At 37.3% G+C, this 18,137-nt stretch carries 9 protein-coding genes; 8 read left to right on the forward strand and 1 reads right to left on the reverse strand.

The window, feature by feature from the left end:
• Positions 1 to 112 precede the first annotated feature (112 nt).
• The 4 genes from QZV68_RS03225 to glmM all read left to right on the forward strand — a co-directional run bounded on the left by QZV68_RS03225 (position 113) and on the right by glmM (position 13,980).
• The gene (locus QZV68_RS03225) at positions 113 to 10,237 is read left to right on the forward strand and encodes an Ig-like domain repeat protein (RefSeq protein ID WP_296878538.1); all 10,125 of its coding nucleotides are present in this window, start codon (positions 113 to 115) and stop codon (positions 10,235 to 10,237) included.
• Between the two features lie 329 nt (positions 10,238 to 10,566).
• Entirely contained in the window at positions 10,567 to 11,274 is a 708-nt protein-coding gene (locus QZV68_RS03230; protein ID WP_296878540.1) for a TIGR00297 family protein, read from the forward strand.
• A 120-nt stretch (positions 11,275 to 11,394) separates the two neighbouring features.
• On the forward strand, positions 11,395 to 12,633 hold the full coding sequence (locus tag QZV68_RS03235; RefSeq protein WP_296878542.1) for a 2,3-bisphosphoglycerate-independent phosphoglycerate mutase: 1,239 nt from the start codon (positions 11,395 to 11,397) through the stop codon (positions 12,631 to 12,633).
• A gap of 9 nt (positions 12,634 to 12,642) precedes the next feature.
• Entirely contained in the window at positions 12,643 to 13,980 is a 1,338-nt protein-coding gene (glmM, locus tag QZV68_RS03240) for a phosphoglucosamine mutase (RefSeq protein ID WP_296878544.1), read from the forward strand.
• Positions 13,981 to 14,201: 221 nt separating this feature from the next.
• On the opposite strand, the gene QZV68_RS03245 is transcribed toward glmM, so the two are convergent.
• Positions 14,202 to 14,369: a rubredoxin gene (locus QZV68_RS03245; RefSeq protein WP_292881905.1), complete on the reverse strand. Its 168-nt coding sequence runs from the start codon at positions 14,367 to 14,369 to the stop codon at positions 14,202 to 14,204.
• A 165-nt stretch (positions 14,370 to 14,534) separates the two neighbouring features.
• Between QZV68_RS03245 and glmU the strand changes: the two genes are divergently transcribed.
• The 4 genes from glmU to QZV68_RS03265 are packed head-to-tail and all read left to right on the forward strand — an operon-like array spanning position 14,535 to position 18,128.
• A complete protein-coding gene (glmU, locus tag QZV68_RS03250; protein WP_296878546.1) occupies positions 14,535 to 15,815 on the forward strand; it encodes a bifunctional sugar-1-phosphate nucleotidylyltransferase/acetyltransferase in 1,281 nt (426 codons plus the stop codon).
• A gap of 12 nt (positions 15,816 to 15,827) precedes the next feature.
• A complete protein-coding gene (locus QZV68_RS03255) occupies positions 15,828 to 16,310 on the forward strand; it encodes a gamma carbonic anhydrase family protein (protein ID WP_296878548.1) in 483 nt (160 codons plus the stop codon).
• Positions 16,311 to 16,313: 3 nt separating this feature from the next.
• Complete coding sequence (hisC, locus tag QZV68_RS03260; RefSeq protein ID WP_296878550.1) at positions 16,314 to 17,414, forward strand: histidinol-phosphate transaminase; 1,101 nt, start codon at positions 16,314 to 16,316, stop codon at positions 17,412 to 17,414.
• Positions 17,415 to 18,128: an anaerobic ribonucleoside-triphosphate reductase activating protein gene (locus QZV68_RS03265; RefSeq protein WP_296878552.1), complete on the forward strand. Its 714-nt coding sequence runs from the start codon at positions 17,415 to 17,417 to the stop codon at positions 18,126 to 18,128. It begins immediately after the preceding gene.
• The last annotated feature ends 9 nt before the right edge of the window (positions 18,129 to 18,137 follow it).

Genomic DNA, 18,137 nt, shown 5'->3' on the forward strand with positions numbered 1-18,137 from the left:
AAGCATTATCGGGTCTGGTTTCGACCACAACACTGCAAAAGATGAAGGTGGAGCTATTTATATTAATGGTGTAAATACCACTATTTCCAATTCAACATTTGAAGAAAATAATGTGGATGGAGATGGTGGTGGAGCAATCTATGTTAATGGTGATTATGCAGTCATTGAGGGTTCCAACTTCACTAAAAATGAAGCAAATGTTAAAGATGGCGCTAGAGGGGGTGCTATTTATGTTGAAGGTAAAAATACTCTAATTGAAGGTTCTAATTTTGCCAATTCATCTGCCAAATTCCGTGGTGGAGCCATATATATTGATGGTTTAAATGCTAAGGTAAGAGATTCCAACTTCACTGATTCCTCTGTCAGTGGTGGAAAATATGGTAGTAATAACCCTCGTGGTGGAGCCATTTATATTAAGGCAGATGGCGCTGTTGTTGAAGGTTCTATCTTCAATTGTTCTAGTGTGCCAAATAATGTTGGTGAAGGTGGAGCTATTTTCATTGAAGGTAACGATGCTAAGATTTTAGGTTCAGAGTTTGATTCTTCAAGTGCATATGATGGTGGAGCGATATACCTGCTAAAGGCTCTGCGTTGTAATGTAAGCGATTCTACATTCAGTAATTCTTATGCTTCCTGTAATGGTGGTGCAATGTATTCCACTGGTTCAAACTCCACAGCATATAATTCTAACTTTACAAATAACTTGGCAGAGTTGAGTGGAGGAGCTATATATTGGTATGGTGGAAGTAGTTCAGCAGATAAATCCAGATATAATACTGTTGATGGTTGTATATTCACGAATAACATTGCACACGGTAATACTACTGATAAGGAGATTACAAGAGGTGGCGGTGCTATTTATTGGTCTGAACATGGTGAATATGGTAAAATTAAAAATTCAGAATTCTATTATAATTCCGTTCAATCCACTATTGAGAAGAAAGTTGATGGGGGAGCTGTTTTATGGGATAAAAGTTATCATGCTTTGGTTGATAATTGTAAATTTGTAGGTAATTTCGTCACTACTGATGGTGATGGCGGAGGTACTTTAGCTTCAGCAGTTTGGGCTCAAGGAGGAGCCATGTATTTAAGACCATATCAGAATTATACTATTAGTAATTGTTTATTTGAGAACTGTTCATCTTCTAAGGAAGCCGGAGCATTGTATATACAATCTCAGGGGGATAAGGGGGATGTTATAGTCAGGGACTCCATATTCAGAAACAACTTTGTCAATATTAAAGGTACAGCAAACATCAATGGAGGTGGAGCTGTTCAAGTTAAACAAGCTAACGTAATCAAATTCGAAAATGTTCAATTTATTAATAATTCCGCTAATAAGGGTGGAGCAGTATCTATTTACACTACTAATGACAAGGATAAAATATTTGATAATTGTACTTTTGAAAATAACACCGCAACAGGTTATGGTGGTGCTGTTTTCCACACTGATGGAGGTATTAATAACAAGCTCCATATAATGAACTCTAATTTCACTTATAACAAGGCTGAAAGAGGTTCTGCAATTTATTCTGCAAAGTCATTCAAATTAACAAATGTTGAATTGCTGAAAAACACAGCGAATACCGCCTCATTGGATTTCAGTTTCAAAAGAACTGCCGGCACTATTGACCTTACCTTGAGAGGATGGGACAATCTATTGAATTCAATGTATATCACTTCAGGAAATAATGTAACTTGTTCTAATGTTAAATATTGGACTGATAATTCTACTTCTAAATTTACTGGTATGGAGGCAATTACATCCGGTATTCAATCCGGAGTGACAGGTTCTACTCTTGAAAGGGGTATTAGCCTAACTGTTGAGCTCTTTGATGAGAACAATACAAAACTGAATAAAGGAAATGACATTTTCGCAACGGATGCCAATGGTAAACTTCACTTGACTCAGGATGACTTTGCAGGAATAGATTCATTTAAAAAGGTTTATGTTGTCGCACGTCTTACAAATGAAGACTACTACACTCAAAAGAAGGTTTCAACAAGGTTGCCGGTCACTATGGAAGCTACTGCATATAACGTAACCTACCATAGGAATGCAACAGTCAATGTAACAATTGCTACAAACCCTCTATCTGAAGGTAATGCCAGAGGAATCGTTTCAGTTTATTATAATGATACATTTTTAGGAAACATTACTATTTCAGACAATAAGGGAATAAGTGATGAGATTTCCACTTTCCTCGGCGACAGATACCTGGAAGTGGGCACACATAATCTCACCTTGAGATACTGGGGTGATCTCTACAATGATGCCCGTAACCTGACAGTTTCAATCAATGTAACCAAGGCACAATCCAACATCACAATCATTTATGATGACCTCGGATATGATTTATTTGTAAATGTAACTATCGTCGATGACTTTGATGACGTTTATTATAAGGACGCTACTGGATATGTAGTTATTGAAGTTTACAGTAAAGTTTCAGCTACCCCTCTTAAAACAGCCACTGTCACTCTCATTAATGGTACTGCACTTGCAAAAATCGAAAACCTGCTTCCTTCAAATTACATAATAAAAGCTCATTATGATGGAGATCATAATTATTATGCTTCAGTAAATTCAACTCCTGCTGAAGTACGTGAAAAAGCCGATGCAATTGTTGACATTCAGGTAAGTGCATATGATATTATGGTGAATGAAACAGTCTACATTCACATTACTCTCATCACTCCTGAAGGATATGATGCAACTGGTAATGTAACCCTCTATCTAGACAACGAGAAATATATTTTACCTTTAAATGATTCAAAAGCTTACTTCAACAAAACAGGCTTGACTGCAGGAAATAAAACCGTAATAGTTTGTTATGATGGTAATGAACAATTAATACCAACAAGTAATGATGCTACATTCTGGGTACATAAATACAATACGACAATTTCAGTAAATACTACAAATATTACTCACATTCAACATGAAGTAATCAACATAACTCTTATCAACGAGACTGTTGGAGTCGTATCGGTCTTTGTCAATGATGATGAATACTTTGCAAGAATCAGTAACGGCACTGCAATACTTGAGCTTCCGTTATTGCCTGTTGGAGATTATAATGTAACTGTAATATTCTCTGGTGATGGTAAATATAATAACAATATGACTTATGCCAAATTCAGCGTACTTCCGGCAACTCCTGATATAATTATCGACGTTGAAAACGTGACTTATGGCAATTCCACTCAGATTGTCGTAACACTCATCAATTGTGCTGAAGGTACTGTGAGCATTGAAATTGACGGAACTCAGTATGATATACCTAAACCGTTGAATAACGGCAGGGTCGAATTTATTGTAAGTGATTTGGCTGCTGGAAACTACAATGTAAAAGCGACATACTCTGGTGATGCCAACCACACTGCCGTAAGCGGCGAGAAAAAATTCACTGTTTACAAGGCCTACAGAACAGTCACAGTTGATGTTCAAGACATCGTTTACGGTGATGTTGAAGGCATTAAGGTCTATGTGAATGCCGCAGGCAATGTAACCATTAAGCTAAACGGAAGAATCATTGAAGAAAATAAGGTTTTGGATGCAAATAACTCTACTCAAGTTACAGTTGCTAATCTGGCTGTAGGCATCTATGATGTAGAAGTAATCTATAATGGCAATGAAAACTATACTAAATCCAAAGCAACTGCAACATTCAAAGTATCTCCAATGGACACCACTTTGGATATAAAAGTTCATAATGTAGTGGTGTGGAATGATGAATACATCAATGTTACAGTCAGAAATTCAACCGGCGGCGTGGCCACTAACCTGAACGGCACTTTGACAATCAATATTGACGGCGTCAATCATGCTGTTGAAATTATCAACGGTACAGCCAAATTCAATCTCACTGAAAACAGTGTTGGCCACAGGGTCGTATGGGTATTCTTCGATGGCAATAAGAACTTTACACAAAGCAAGGAAATGAAAACCTATGAAGTCACACAAAGAATTCCTTCAATGGAGGTTATTTCCCAAAACATTATTGTTGGTCAGGATGGAAACATTACAGTAAAACTCCCTGCAAACGCTACAGGATATGTTGAAGTCATGGTCATTGGTGATGGAACTTACTATAGTCATGTAAGTAACGGTCAAGCTGTTGTCTATCCTAAAAATCTAAAAGAAGGAGGCTATTCAGTTGATGTAAGATATCATGGTGATAAATATGATAATTACAAAGGTGTTTTGGTTGAATCTTACTTCACAGTATCCAAAGCTAATGTCAATGTAACAATCGACGTTAACGACACAGTTTATGGCAACGCTTCCAATATTATCATCTACGTTGACGATGGCGTTGAAGGATCAATCACAATCAGAATCAACGATACCTTAATCGGCACATATGGCATAGTTGACGGCAAAGTCAACACCACTGTCAAATTGGATGCTGGATCTTACACAGTTTATGCCGAATATAACGGCAACTACAAATATTCTGTAAACAAAACAGAATCTAAAGGTTTCACTGTTGATAAGGCAACTCCTGTAATAACCATCGACACTCCTGAAGTCGTTGATGCAGCTACAAATGCAACAATTATTGTTAGAATTAATCAAACAGTAATGGGTAACATTACAATTACTGTAAACGGCACAAAATACAATGCCACTATTGAAAATGGAGTGGCAACATTCACTATTGACCAATTGCTTTCAGGCCAATACGACATCACTGCTGAATATGGTGGTGACGGCAACTACACTGCAGCTACTCCAGTAACACTTCAAAACGGATTGACAGTAACCAAAGTAAGCTGCTATCAAATCAATGTGACTGCAAATGATACTTATGTAGATTTAAATACTACAATAATTGTTAAAGTTCCTGCTGATGCAATTGGCAATGTGTCCATTTACGTTGATGACGTATTTGCTGGAAACGCTATCATATCACAAGGAATTGCACAATTGAATGTAACCAGACCTTACGGTAACCATACCATAAACGCAACATTCACCGACAGCAAATATGGTCCAAGATATGCCGTTTGGGATTATTGGGTATTCAAACATGAATCACCTCTTGTAATTAATGTTGATTCAATATTGGTGGGTGATAAGGCTTACGTTAATGTAACTGCACCTAGCGATAATGTAACTATTGAAATTAATGGTAAATCTTATAATAAAGTTAAATATGAAAATGGCATTGCTTACTTTGAAGTATCTGGTCTGGAACACGGCAATAAGACTGTCGTAGCTATTTATGGTGGCAGCGAAAAATACGTGCGAAACGCTACAACCGAAAACTTCACTGTTGGCAAACGTGATTCCTTCATAAAAGTAAATGCAACAAACTCCACTGTCGGAAGCGGAGCATTCATTAATGTCACTGTTCCTTCAGATGCAGCAGGCTATGTAATCGTAACTGTTAACAACACTAACTACACAATTAACTTGGTCGGTGGAAAAGGTAATGTAACTATCTATAACCTGAAAAATAACACTTATGATGTTGTTGTGACTTACATTGGTGATGAAAAATACTTGTTGAGCACCAATTCTTCCAGCTTCAATGTATCCAAAGTTGAATCATCCATCAACATAACAATATCTCACTTTGGAATAATCGGAAATGGCAGTGATGCTGACATAACCGTTGAAGTTCCGGCTGATGCAACAGGTAAGGTCGAAATCACAGTTGCAAAACAATTTGAAAGCAAAACTTATACTATTTATGTAAATGATGGCAAAGGTGTATTGCATCTTGAAACTCCCGAAATAGGATTCTACAATGTAACTGCAAAATATCTGGGTGATGATAAATACATCGGAAGTGAAAATAAGTCTAAATTGGATGTTTACATTAATGGAAAAGAATTGTTTGTTGATACAGTCCCAACAACCGTAGCAGAAAAAGAAAGCATTACTGTATGGGCTGAAGGCAGTCATTTTGGAGATAATTTAACTATTACTATTCGCGATAATGCCGGCAAGGTCATATTAAAACAAAATGTTACTTTCACTAACTATAGTGCTGATTATAATGTAAGTTGGGCTGTATTGCAAATAGGTCCATTGCCTGCCGGAGATTACTCTGTAGATGGATTGTATATTGAAATAGATGGTGTAAAAGAAATTTTACATTCAGGAAACAGTACATTTAAAGTATCTAAATTACGCTCCACACTGTCAATTAAGGAAATCAGAAACATTACTGTTGGAGAGGATGCAGTCATTGAATTTATACTTGATCCAAGTGTTACTGATGGTAATGTCTATGTATTTGTCAATGGTATTGAGTATAATCTCACCTCTTCTGATTTAACATTGACAATTCCAAACTTGCGTGATGGAGAATATCACGTACGTGCATTCTACGAAGGGGATTATAACTACAGTCAATCAAATGCATCAGCAGTATTTAAAGTATCTAAAGTAAATCCACAAATCACAGTAAATGCAACTAACATCACTGTTGGTGAAAAAGTATTGATTGAGATAACTGCACCAAAAGATGTCACTCTGCCAGTGCTTGTTGATGTTGACGGTGTGGGATACTATGTAAATATCACTTCAGGCAAAGGACAATTATATGTCCCATACCTGGCCAGCGGAAATTACACTGTTGTTGTCAGATACTCAGGTGATGATAAATACAATAAAACTCAAAATGCTACTGAATTTAAAGTCTCCAAAGTATCCTCAACTGTAAATATCTCTGTTGATGATATAACTGTAGGAGATAAAGCAATAATTAAAGTGCAAACTCCTAAGGATTTATGCGGAAATGTAACTGTCAGTGTGGATGGTGAAAACCATACTGTATTTGTTTCAGGAGGAGAAGGAACATTAGTCATCGCTGATTTGGCTGTCGGTCCTCATAATGTTGAAGTAACATTCGACGGATGTAAAAAATATGAACCGTCCAATAATACCGCTAAATTCAATGTTAATAAAGTAAAAACAACTGAAGCTGATATTAAAGTCATTGATCAAGGCAATGGTACTGTGCTTGTCGTTGTTCCAAATAATGCTACTGGAAATGTAACCCTTAAAGTTGGTGACAAGGAATTCAATGCAACTGTTGTCAATGGAACTGCTGTTGTTGAACTGGACAATGTTGCTCCAGGCAATCATGAAGTTGATGTGATTTATTCCGGTGACGGCAATTATAATTCTACATCAACTAAAGCGAATATAACTGCTCCTAAGTATGATTCACCGATTGATATTGAAATTGGTGAGATTATTGCTGGTGAAAATGGTACTATTGTTGTTAAATTGCCTGCTGATGCTGCAGGTAATGTTACTGTTAGTGTTGATGGTAAGGTTTACAATGCTACCGTTGTTGGTGGTGAAGCTATTGTTAATGTTGGTAATTTGACTGCTGGTCCTAAGACTGTTGTTGTTGAGTATTCAGGTGATGGCAATTATACTTCAGGTTATGCTGTGGGCAACTTCACTGTTGAGCCTGCCATGATTGACCCTGATATCAGTGTTGTCGATTATGGTAACGGCACTGTTGTGGTTGTTGTTCCTGGTGATGCTAATGGAAATGTAACCATTACTGTAGATGGCAAGGATTATGTTGCAGAAGTGGTAAACGGCACTGCTGTTGTTGAATTGGATGATGTAACTCCTGGAACCCACCATGTTGATGTGGTTTATTCCGGTGATGACAAATACTCCAATATTACTAAAACAACTGATATAACTGCTCCTAAGTATGATTCCCCTATTGACATTACTGTTGCTGAGATTAAGTCAGGTGAAAATGGTACTATTGTTGTTAAATTGCCTGCTGATGCTGCAGGTAATGTTACTGTTAGTGTTGATGGTAAGGTTTACAATGCTACTGTTGTAAATGGCGAAGCTATTGTTAATGTTGGTAATTTGACTGCTGGTCCTAAGACTGTTGTTGTTGAGTATTCAGGTGATGGCAATTATACTTCAGGTTATGCTGTAGGTAACTTCACTGTGGAACAGTCTAAAGTAGCTCCTGATGTCACTGTTGTGGATCAAGGCAACGGCACAATTGTTGTCGTTGTTCCTAACGATGCTACTGGAAATGTCACAGTTAAAGTTGGAGACAATATCTATAATGCTGATGTTGTCAACGGTACTGCTACAATAACTTTGGACGGTTTAACTCCTGGTGAAAACAACATTGAAGTAATATACAATGGAGATGACACTTACACCAATACAACATTCAGCTCTGTTGTGACCGGACCTAAATATGATGCTCCTGTTGAAATCATAACAGTTCCTGGTGGAGCCGGTGAAGACACTGTAATCACAGTAAAAGTTCCTGAAAATGCTACTGGCAATGCAACAATCGAAATTGATGGTGTAAAATACACTGCAGAAATTAAAAACGGAAATGCAACATTCAGAATCAATAATCTGACTGCCGGCACCAAAACAATGGTTGTCGGATATGATGGTGATGATAACTATGCTGGAAAATACATAATATCCAATGTCACCATATCCAAAGTCAAATCAACTGTAAGTGCAACAGTCACTGACATTAACGTTGGTGAAAACGTAATCATAACTGTATTTGTTCCAGAAGACGCTACCGGTCAGGTATTAATTGATATTGATGGTGTAGGGTACTATGTAAATGTAACAAAAGGTACCGGAACCATACAAATACCTCGCATGCCTAATGGAATCTATAATGTAAATCTCACATATGTTGGTGATGATAAATACTTGCCAAGCAATAATGTAGCTGTATTTGATGTAAATAAAGTTCCATCATATGTTATTCCAAAAGCAATAAACATCGCAGTTGGAGAAAATGAAATTATAGTATTTGAAGTTCCGTCTGATGCAACAGGAAATCTTAGTGTTATAATTAATGGCAAAGAGTTCACATTTGACCTTGATGGAATATTGGGTGCACCAATTTATGATGCTGGTAAATTTTCTGTAGCTGTCAGTGACGGCAAGGGCATACTGGTGATTTCAGGTCTTCCAAGAGGAACCTATGAGGTAATTGTAACATATAATGGTAATTACAAATATCTCAAATCATCAAATACAACAGTTTTCAATGTGTTTGAAAGTAGTTGCGACGTTGATGTTGTTGACCTTGGAAACGGAACAGTCAAAGTATATGTTTCAGATAATGCAACTGGAAACGTGACAGTTAAAGTTCAAAATCAAACATACGTAGCCGAAATACATGACGGTGTGGCAACCATCAATCTGGATGGCGTAAGTTCAGGAACACATGATATCGAAGTGATATACTCCGGCGATAACAATCACGTCGGCAAGACAGTCAGCTCAACAGTAAGCATTCCAAAAAGATTGACTCCAATAAGCGTGTCTGCACATGATATCTATGTTGAAGATACTGAACACATTGTTGTAACTGTTCCTAATGGAGCTACTGGCATAGTAACAATTGAAATCAATTCCATTTCATATGATGCCGTAATTAAAAACGGAAAAGCAGTATTTGATATAACAGGATTGACAGCAGGCAAAAAAACCGTTGCAGTAATCTACTGGGGTGATGATAATTATGATCAAAACTTCACCACTGGACAATTTGAAGTTAAAAAACACACTTCAACTGCAAAAGCTTCTTCAAAAAATATCAAATTTGGAAAGGATGAAACCATAACAATTAATTTCCCTCAAGATGCAACAGGTCGTGTAACTGTCAAAATAAACGGCATAGAATACTCAGGAGAAATTATCAACGGTAAAGTTAAGATTGTTATTCCTAACCTGCCGCCTGGAAACTACAAGGCCATTGTAACTTATGCCGGAGATGAGAAATACTTGCCGACTTCCACAACAACTTCATTTAATGTGGCTAAAGCGCAAACCAAAATGTCTGCAAAGGATGATCATATTGATGTAGGTGATGACGCTACCATTGTTGTTAAGCTTCCAAAAGATGCAACTGGAAAGGTAACAATAGTGGTTGGCGGTAAAAAATATACAACTAGTGTTGTAAATGGCAAAGCCATATTTTATATTCCTGGATTAGGTAAAGGAGCTCATACTGCTATAATATTATACTCTGGGGATGGCAAATATGATGCCAGAAAAACAATTGCCACAGTCTTTGTACATGACAATGATGGCCCTGATAAGAATGAGACACATGGTGATGCGGAACATGGCTCAGAGAGGGGAGACGGAATTCGGTTGTCTGATTATCCGACAGGAAATCCGATATTTGTATTGTTGCTGCTGATATTGGCTGTTGGCACAACTCAAATTAGAAGGTTTAAAAGATAAAATCTTCTATTTTTTACTATTTTTATTAGTTCATATATATTACCAGATTATTTTTATATTTTTTTATCAACACATATTTATTTAATTGAAGATTGGACTTAAATTTCAATATGTTACTTATATAAATAGTAAAATTATTAATGCTTTCTTTTAGTATTTTCAATAGAATTTTTGTTGCTTCCGGAGATATGGGATTTTTTGAATTTCGCATGATTATTCAATTCCCAAATTTCCCTTTTCAGTAGGGTGGGTAAAAAGTATAACCTATTTTTGACTTGATTTCGGTAAATCTTTTATATAATTTTAAACAAAAATTAATGTTGATAATTATGGTTGAAGGGTTTATGATAAATTGGGTGTATGTAATTCTCCTGTTTATTTTAGGTTTCATTACATATTACAGAAAATCATTGGATTTATTCGGTTCTGCAGTCATGATTATCATGGGTGTTGTTATTATTTTTTCAGCAGGTGCCAATTGGCTAGTATTGATTGTTCTGTTTCTTGTCATGTCTCTTCTTGCAACAAAATTCTCTAAAAAGTATAAGATGTCTTTAGGTGAATTTGAAGGAAGAAGAACTTCCAAGAATGTTATTTCCAATGGTGTAGTGGCCTGCTTTATGGCGGCATTTGGAGGATATTACTCTCCGTTTGTGGGTGGTTTCATTGGTGCGATTGCAACAGCAACCGCTGATACATTGGCTTCTGAAATCGGCGTATTGGACCATCATCCTCGTTTGATTACAACATTTCAAAAGGTGGATCCCGGCACTAATGGGGCTGTGTCTCCGTTAGGTACTGGAATTGCTATTCTCGGTGCGGCCGTTATTGGTGTTGCAGCATACTTTTTGCTAATTATGCCTAATCCATTCCATGCAATTTTGGTTGCAATTGTTTCAGGAACTGTGGGATGTTTCTTTGACAGTATTTTAGGTGCTCTTTTTGAAAATAGGGGCTGGATGACCAATGAGCATGTCAATCTGTTTGCTACAATTGTAGGAGCTATTGTCGGAATAGGTTTAATGAATCTGTTTTAAATTTTCCAAACATTTGTTTTTTCGCAAATCAATTTCTGTTTTTTCTAGATTAAATTTAAACAAATTATTTTAACTATTAGGGATAAAAATTATATTAGTATATTTTATTAGGTGATATTTATGAAAGGTCTTATTTTAATTATGGATGGTATGGGTGACCGTCCTATTAAAGAATTAGGAAATAAAACTCCTCTTGAAGCTGCAAACACTCCAAACATGGATAAGATGGCTGCTGAAGGAATTACTGGTATTATGGACTCAATAGCTCCCGGAATAATTCCTGGAAGTGACACAGCACACTTGTCAATTTTAGGCTATGACCCTTACAAAGTTTATACTGGAAGAGGTCCGTTTGAAGCAAACGGTGTTGGAGTGGATGTCCTTCCCGGAGACATCGCATTCAGATGCAATTTCTCAACCGCCGATGAAAACCTGATTGTTACCGACAGGCGTGCTGGAAGAATCAAGGAAGGCACTAAAGACATTGTTGATGTGCTGAATACCATGACTTTGGAAGACTATCCTGATGTAAAAATCATTTTCAAGGAATCAACCGGCCACAGGGCAGTTTTGGTATTGAGGGGCGAAGGGCTTTCAGGCAAGGTAAGCGATGCGGACCCTAAAGTCGAAGGAAACAAGCCTAAAGAAGTAAAGGCTTTGGATGACACACCTGAAGCGGCAAAAACTGCAGATATCATAAACAAACTAGTCGTTAAAACCTATGAAATGGTAAAAGACCACCCTGTAAACTTAAAAAGAATCGAAGAAGGTTTGCCTCCAGCAAACATTGTCATTCCTCGTGGAGCAGGAGAAGTGCCTGTTGTCGATTCATTGAATGAAAAATATGAAGTCAACTCTGCATGTATTGCAGAAACAGGATTGATTATGGGTATCGGAAGGTTTGCAGGAATGGACATCATTGAAATGGAAGACGTAACAGGTGGAATCGACACCAATCTTGACAATATCCGCGATACCATTATCGATCAGGTTAAAAACTCAGACCATGACTTTTTCCTTATAAACATTGACGGCGCTGATGAAGCAGGCCATGACGGCCAGACAAAAGAGAAAAAGGAATTCATAGAAAAGGTCGATGAAGTCGTAATGAGTGAACTGATAAAGCTTGAAGATGTTTATATTTACCTGACTGCTGACCATTCAACTCCAATATCTGTCAAAAATCATTCAGGAGATCCTGTGCCTGTCGTAATAAGAGGGCCTGAAGTCAGAACTGATGATGTATGTGAATTCTCAGAACGTGCCTGTGCAAAAGGCGGACTTAACAGAATCCGTGGTGCTGATGTAATGAACATCATGATGGATTTAATGAATTATGCCCACAAATTTGGAGCTTAGGTGTTTTGCATGGCTGCTAAAAAACTTTTTGGAACATCAGGAATCCGAGGATTAATAGGTTCTGAAGTAACATGTGAACTTGCGTTGAATGTAGGTAAATCCCTGGCATACTACTTGGGCAATGAAGGTACAGTTGTGCTTGGATATGATACAAGAACAACTAATGAAATGCTAGACCAGGCAATTTGCGCCGGACTTTTGGAAAGCGGTGTTGATGTGGTCAAAATAGGCATGGTTCCAACACCATTGGTTGGATATGCCACAGAAAAATTGGATGCAGATGCAGGAATCATGCTTACAGCATCACATAATCCTTCCAGATATAATGGGATAAAATTATGGAATAAAAATGGAATGGCATACACATCTTCTCAGGAAGCGGAAATTGAAGAAATCTATTCCAATAAAGATTATATTTCAGTCGCCTGGGATAAGGTGGGTGATTTAAGTTTTAATGAAGAAATCAAAGGTCAATACATTGATGCTTTGGTGGACATGGTTGACATTAAGGAAGGTCTGAAAGTTGTCATTGACTGCGCATCCGGTGCGGGAAGCGAAATATCACCTTTAGTATTTAGAAAAGCAGGATGCGAAGTAACAACACTCAACTCACAACCTGACGGATTTTTCCCTGGAAGAAACCCTGAACCAAATGCTGAAAACCTTCAGACATTAATGAAAACTGTTGTAGCTATTGGGGCAGATCTTGGAATAGCTCACGATGGTGATGCGGACAGGATGATTACTGTTGATGAAAACGGAAATATTTCACCATTTGATTCACTCTTGGCATTGATATCAAAAGAATTCGACGGGGATGTTGTAACCACTGTTGATGCAGGACTGTGTATGGATGAATCCGTAAATGGAAAAGTGTTCAGAACTCCTGTCGGTGATGTGAATGTGGCTGAGGTTATCATTGAGGAAAGTGCTGCATTCGGTGGAGAACCGTCCGGAACATGGTTGCACCCAGACTTCTGCATGTGTCCTGATGGAATTTTGTCCGGTTTGAGAATGGCCGAGCTTGTTTCAAATAAAGGAAAATTATCAGAGCTTTTGGCTGAAATACCTTCATATCCAAATATCCGTGAAAAGATAACCTGCTCAAAAGAGGCTAAAATCAAGGTAATGGAAAACATGGAAGAATTGCTTAAGGGCGCTTTTGATGACATCAGTGATGTAAATTCAATCGACGGTGTAAGATTGACCTTTGAAGATGACAGTTGGGTGCTTGTAAGGCCATCCGGAACAGAAGACTACATAAGAATAACATTGGAGTCCCGCAGTGAAGATCGTGCGGAATCCATCAAAAAGACTTGCGTGGACATCATTAATGAAAATTTGTAGATGTTATTTTTAGCGATAATTTCAAGTTAATTAATTTTTAGTGAGGAGCATGAATTTTCATGTTCCTTTAATATGCAAAGCTTCGAATACCTGATGTCATTGCAAACTGATAATGGTTGATGCAGTTAATTTTTTGGAATATATTTTTCACAGAATTTAATAGTCAAAAATAGAAATGTAAAGGTATTGAAAAAATTAAAAAATAGTTTTGAGAAGAAGAATTATTCTTCTTCTACGATAAATGCTTCTACTCCAAGAGCAGCACATTCTGGGCAAACCCAATCATCAGGCATGTCTGCAGGAGTTTTTCCAGCAGGAATGTTGTATGCAGGGTCACCTTTTTCTGTATCAAATCTGTATTCACAGTGTAAACAAACATATACAGTCATTTTTACAATCTCCTTTTAAGTTTCACTATTATGAATAATAGCTAATTATATTTTGACTCTATTCTAACTCATATTTAAAATTACTTATTTTTTTAGGAAAGTTAATTAATAAGTAAAGAGTTAAACATATATCATTATAAGAAAATTTTATAAAGGGGATATAAAATGAAAGCAATAATTTTAAGTGCTGGCGAAGGGTCCAGAATGAGGCCATTAACATTGACTAAGCCTAAGACCATGTTGCCGGTTGCCGGAAAACCAATTATACAGTATAATATTGAATCACTAAGAAACAATGGGATTACTGATATTCTATTAATTGTACGGTATAAGGAAGAAATGGTTCGTGACTACTTTGGTGACGGTAGTGATTTCGGCGTTAACATAACTTATAAAACTCAAAAGGATTTCCTGGGAACTGCAAACGCAATTTCATATGGTGAAGACTTCATTGAAGACAGTCTGATTGTCTTGAATGGGGATATTATTCTTGATGATGAAATCATACATGAGATTATTAAAAAATACAATTATATGAATCCTGACACGTTAATGGTCTTGACTGAAGTGGAAGACCCTTCAGCATTCGGTGTTGTTGAAATAGAAGATGGAAATATTAAAAATATTGTAGAAAAGCCTAAAAAGGATGAAGCTCCAAGCAATTTGGTAAATACAGGAATTTATATTTTCAATAAGGACATTTTCGACAAGATTAAAAAGACTGAAATCTCCGAGAGAGGAGAATACGAAATCACAGATTCCCTATCAATGCAGATTGCTGACGGCAAAACAGTAATTGGCCACAAGACCAACAAGGATTGGATTGACGTGGGCCGTCCATGGGAATTGATTGAAGTTAACGAAGAATTGATAGGTCAACTCAAAACAGAAATTAGGGGTGTTGTCGAAGACGGAGTCCATGTCCATGGTGAAATATTTCTGGATGAAGGAAGTATTATCCGTTCAGGCGTTTACATTGAAGGAAATGTCTACATCGGTAAAAACTGTGATATAGGTCCTAATTCTTATATTCGTGGCAATTCCTACTTTGGAGATAATGTCCATGTGGGAAATGCTGTAGAGATTAAAAATTCAATTGTCATGGAAAATACCAATGTTAGCCATTTGAGTTATGTGGGGGACTCCGTAATAGGATCCAACTGTAATATAGCTGCAGGAACTAACATTGCAAACCTGCGATTTGACAATCGTTCAGTAAAAACCAAAATCAAAAATCAGATGATAGACAGTGGAAGACGTAAACTGGGTTCCATCATCGGAGATTCAGTAAAGACTGGAATTAACTCCAGTTTCTCTCCTGGTGTAAAAGTGGGCCATAACTCCACTATCGGTTCTGGGGTTTTGTTATATGATGATGTACCCTCCGATACACGTGTACTGGTAAAACAAAATCATATCCTACAAGATAAAAATAAGAAAAAATAAATTGGCGATATTATGGAAAATAAAAAAGACTCTATTGTAATATGCCCTGGCGCACAAGTAATTGGTGATGTTGAATTAGGTGAAGATGTATCCATCTGGCATGGAGCCGTTTTAAGAGGAGATACTGACTCAATAACAATTGGAGACAATTCTAATGTCCAAGATAATTGTGTTGTTCATTGTACTAAAGGTTTTCCGGTAGAAATTGGAAAAAACGTTTCCGTGGGACACGGTGCTGTTGTTCACGGCTGCAGATTGGATGACAATGTTTTGATTGGAATGAATGCCACCGTATTGAACGGCGCACACATTGGAAAAAATTCAATAGTGGGTGCAGGCGCTGTTGTAAGCGAAGGAAAGGAATTTCCTGAAGGCAGTTTGATATTGGGCATTCCAGCTAAAGCCATCAAGGAAGTCAGCGAAGAGCAAATTAAACTTATTCAAAATAATGCAGACAATTACGTAAAACTTTCTAAGCAATATAAGGAAGATTAAAATATGAAACCAAGACAAATTGTAGATGAAATGGATTCTTATGTTCCTGGAAGATCACAGGATGAAATCGCACAGGAATTCAACTTAAATAAGGATGAAATTATTAAATTGGGTTCTAATGAAAACCCGTGGGGACCATCTCCAAAGGCTATGGAAGCTATTGAAAAGGAAATCAAATCGATTAACAGATATCCCGAATCCCAACTCAAGGAACTCATCTGTGAAATTGCCAAGTATAGTGATGTCGACGAATCCCAGGTCATCATCGGAGGGGATGGGGCTGATGAAATAATCGATGTGTTGGCAAAAACATTCATAGATGAAGGAGATGAATTCATAGTTCCTCTTCCATCCTATATGTACTATGAATACCTGCTGCAGCAATATGGCGCTCATCCGGTTTATGCAAAATGGAATTTGGATAAAAACGAATTGGATGTGCAATCCATTTTCGAATCAATCACCGACAGGACAAAAATGATTTTCCTGTGCAGTCCCAACAATCCTACAGGGACTCTGATAGATAAGGAAGTCCTGGCAGACATTGCATCAAAAAATCCTGATGTCCTGGTTGTAATCGATGAGGCCTACTTCGAATACTCTGAAGTCACAAACAAGGATTTGATTAATGAATACGATAACATTTTCATCATCAGAACAATGTCCAAGGTGTTAGGTCTTGCCGGAATGAGGATAGGCTATGGTCTGGCATGTGAAGAGATTATAGAATATATGCACAGAATCAAGCCGGTGTTTTCACTTACAAGATTGTCTTTTGTTGCAGCCCTCAATACATTCAGGGACAAGAAATACATTGCAGAGTCAATAGAAAAGGGAATCGAGTCAAGACAGTACCTATACGATGAGCTGTCAAAAATTGATTCACTTAATGTATTTCCGTCAAAATCCAATTTCATGCTAATGAACATTAAAGGAACTGGATTTACTGCATCCCAATTGGCTTTGGAGCTTATGAAACGTGGAATTATTGTTAGGGATTGCACTTCCTTCAAGGGATTGGATGAATACTGGATAAGAATCAGCATATGCACCCTTGAGGAAGATGAAAAATTTATAGCTATCATGAAAGAGGTTTTAAATTAAATGTATATCGGTGGAACTGTAATATCCTCAGTGGAATTTCATGGAAACATGTCTTTGGTTATTTTCATGTCCAAATGTCCGCTGGCATGCAGATATTGTCACAATGTAGAATTGTTGGAGGATAATACTGAATGGTCCTTGGATAAGGTAAAATCTGAAATAGATTCATCTGCAGATTTTTTGGATGCTGTTGTAATTTCTGGCGGTGAGCCGCTGGTTCAAACAGATGCTGTAATCGAAATTCTTAAGCATGTTCGAAAAATCGGTCTTAAAACCAAATTGGACACTAGCGGAATCTATCCGGAAAAGATACAGGAACTTCTGGATCTTGGACTTTTGGATTATGTTTCACTTGATGTAAAAACAACATTCTCGAAATACAAGAAAATCACAGGCGCAAATGTCGGCTTTAAAGTTAAGAAATCCATGGAATTAATCAACTGTGATGAAAATGTCCATCTGGAACTGAGAACAACCTATGTTCCGACATTGCACACCAAAAAGGATATCTTCAATCTTGTGGATGAAATTGAAGGTGACGTTTATACCATTCAGCAGTTCAGAAATAAAAATGTCCTTGACCCTGCACTGGAGGAGGTCGAGGTTCCAAATCCTCATGATTTGCGAAAACTGGCAGAGGAAATCAAAGACAATTTCGACGGTAAGGTCAAGGTAAAAAGCGCGGAATTCGGAGAGCAGATTATTAAAAATTAAATGGAAGTG

Origin of the sequence: uncultured Methanobrevibacter sp. (assembly GCF_902801725.1) — an archaeon.
Taxonomy (GTDB): Archaea; Methanobacteriota; Methanobacteria; order Methanobacteriales; family Methanobacteriaceae; genus Methanocatella.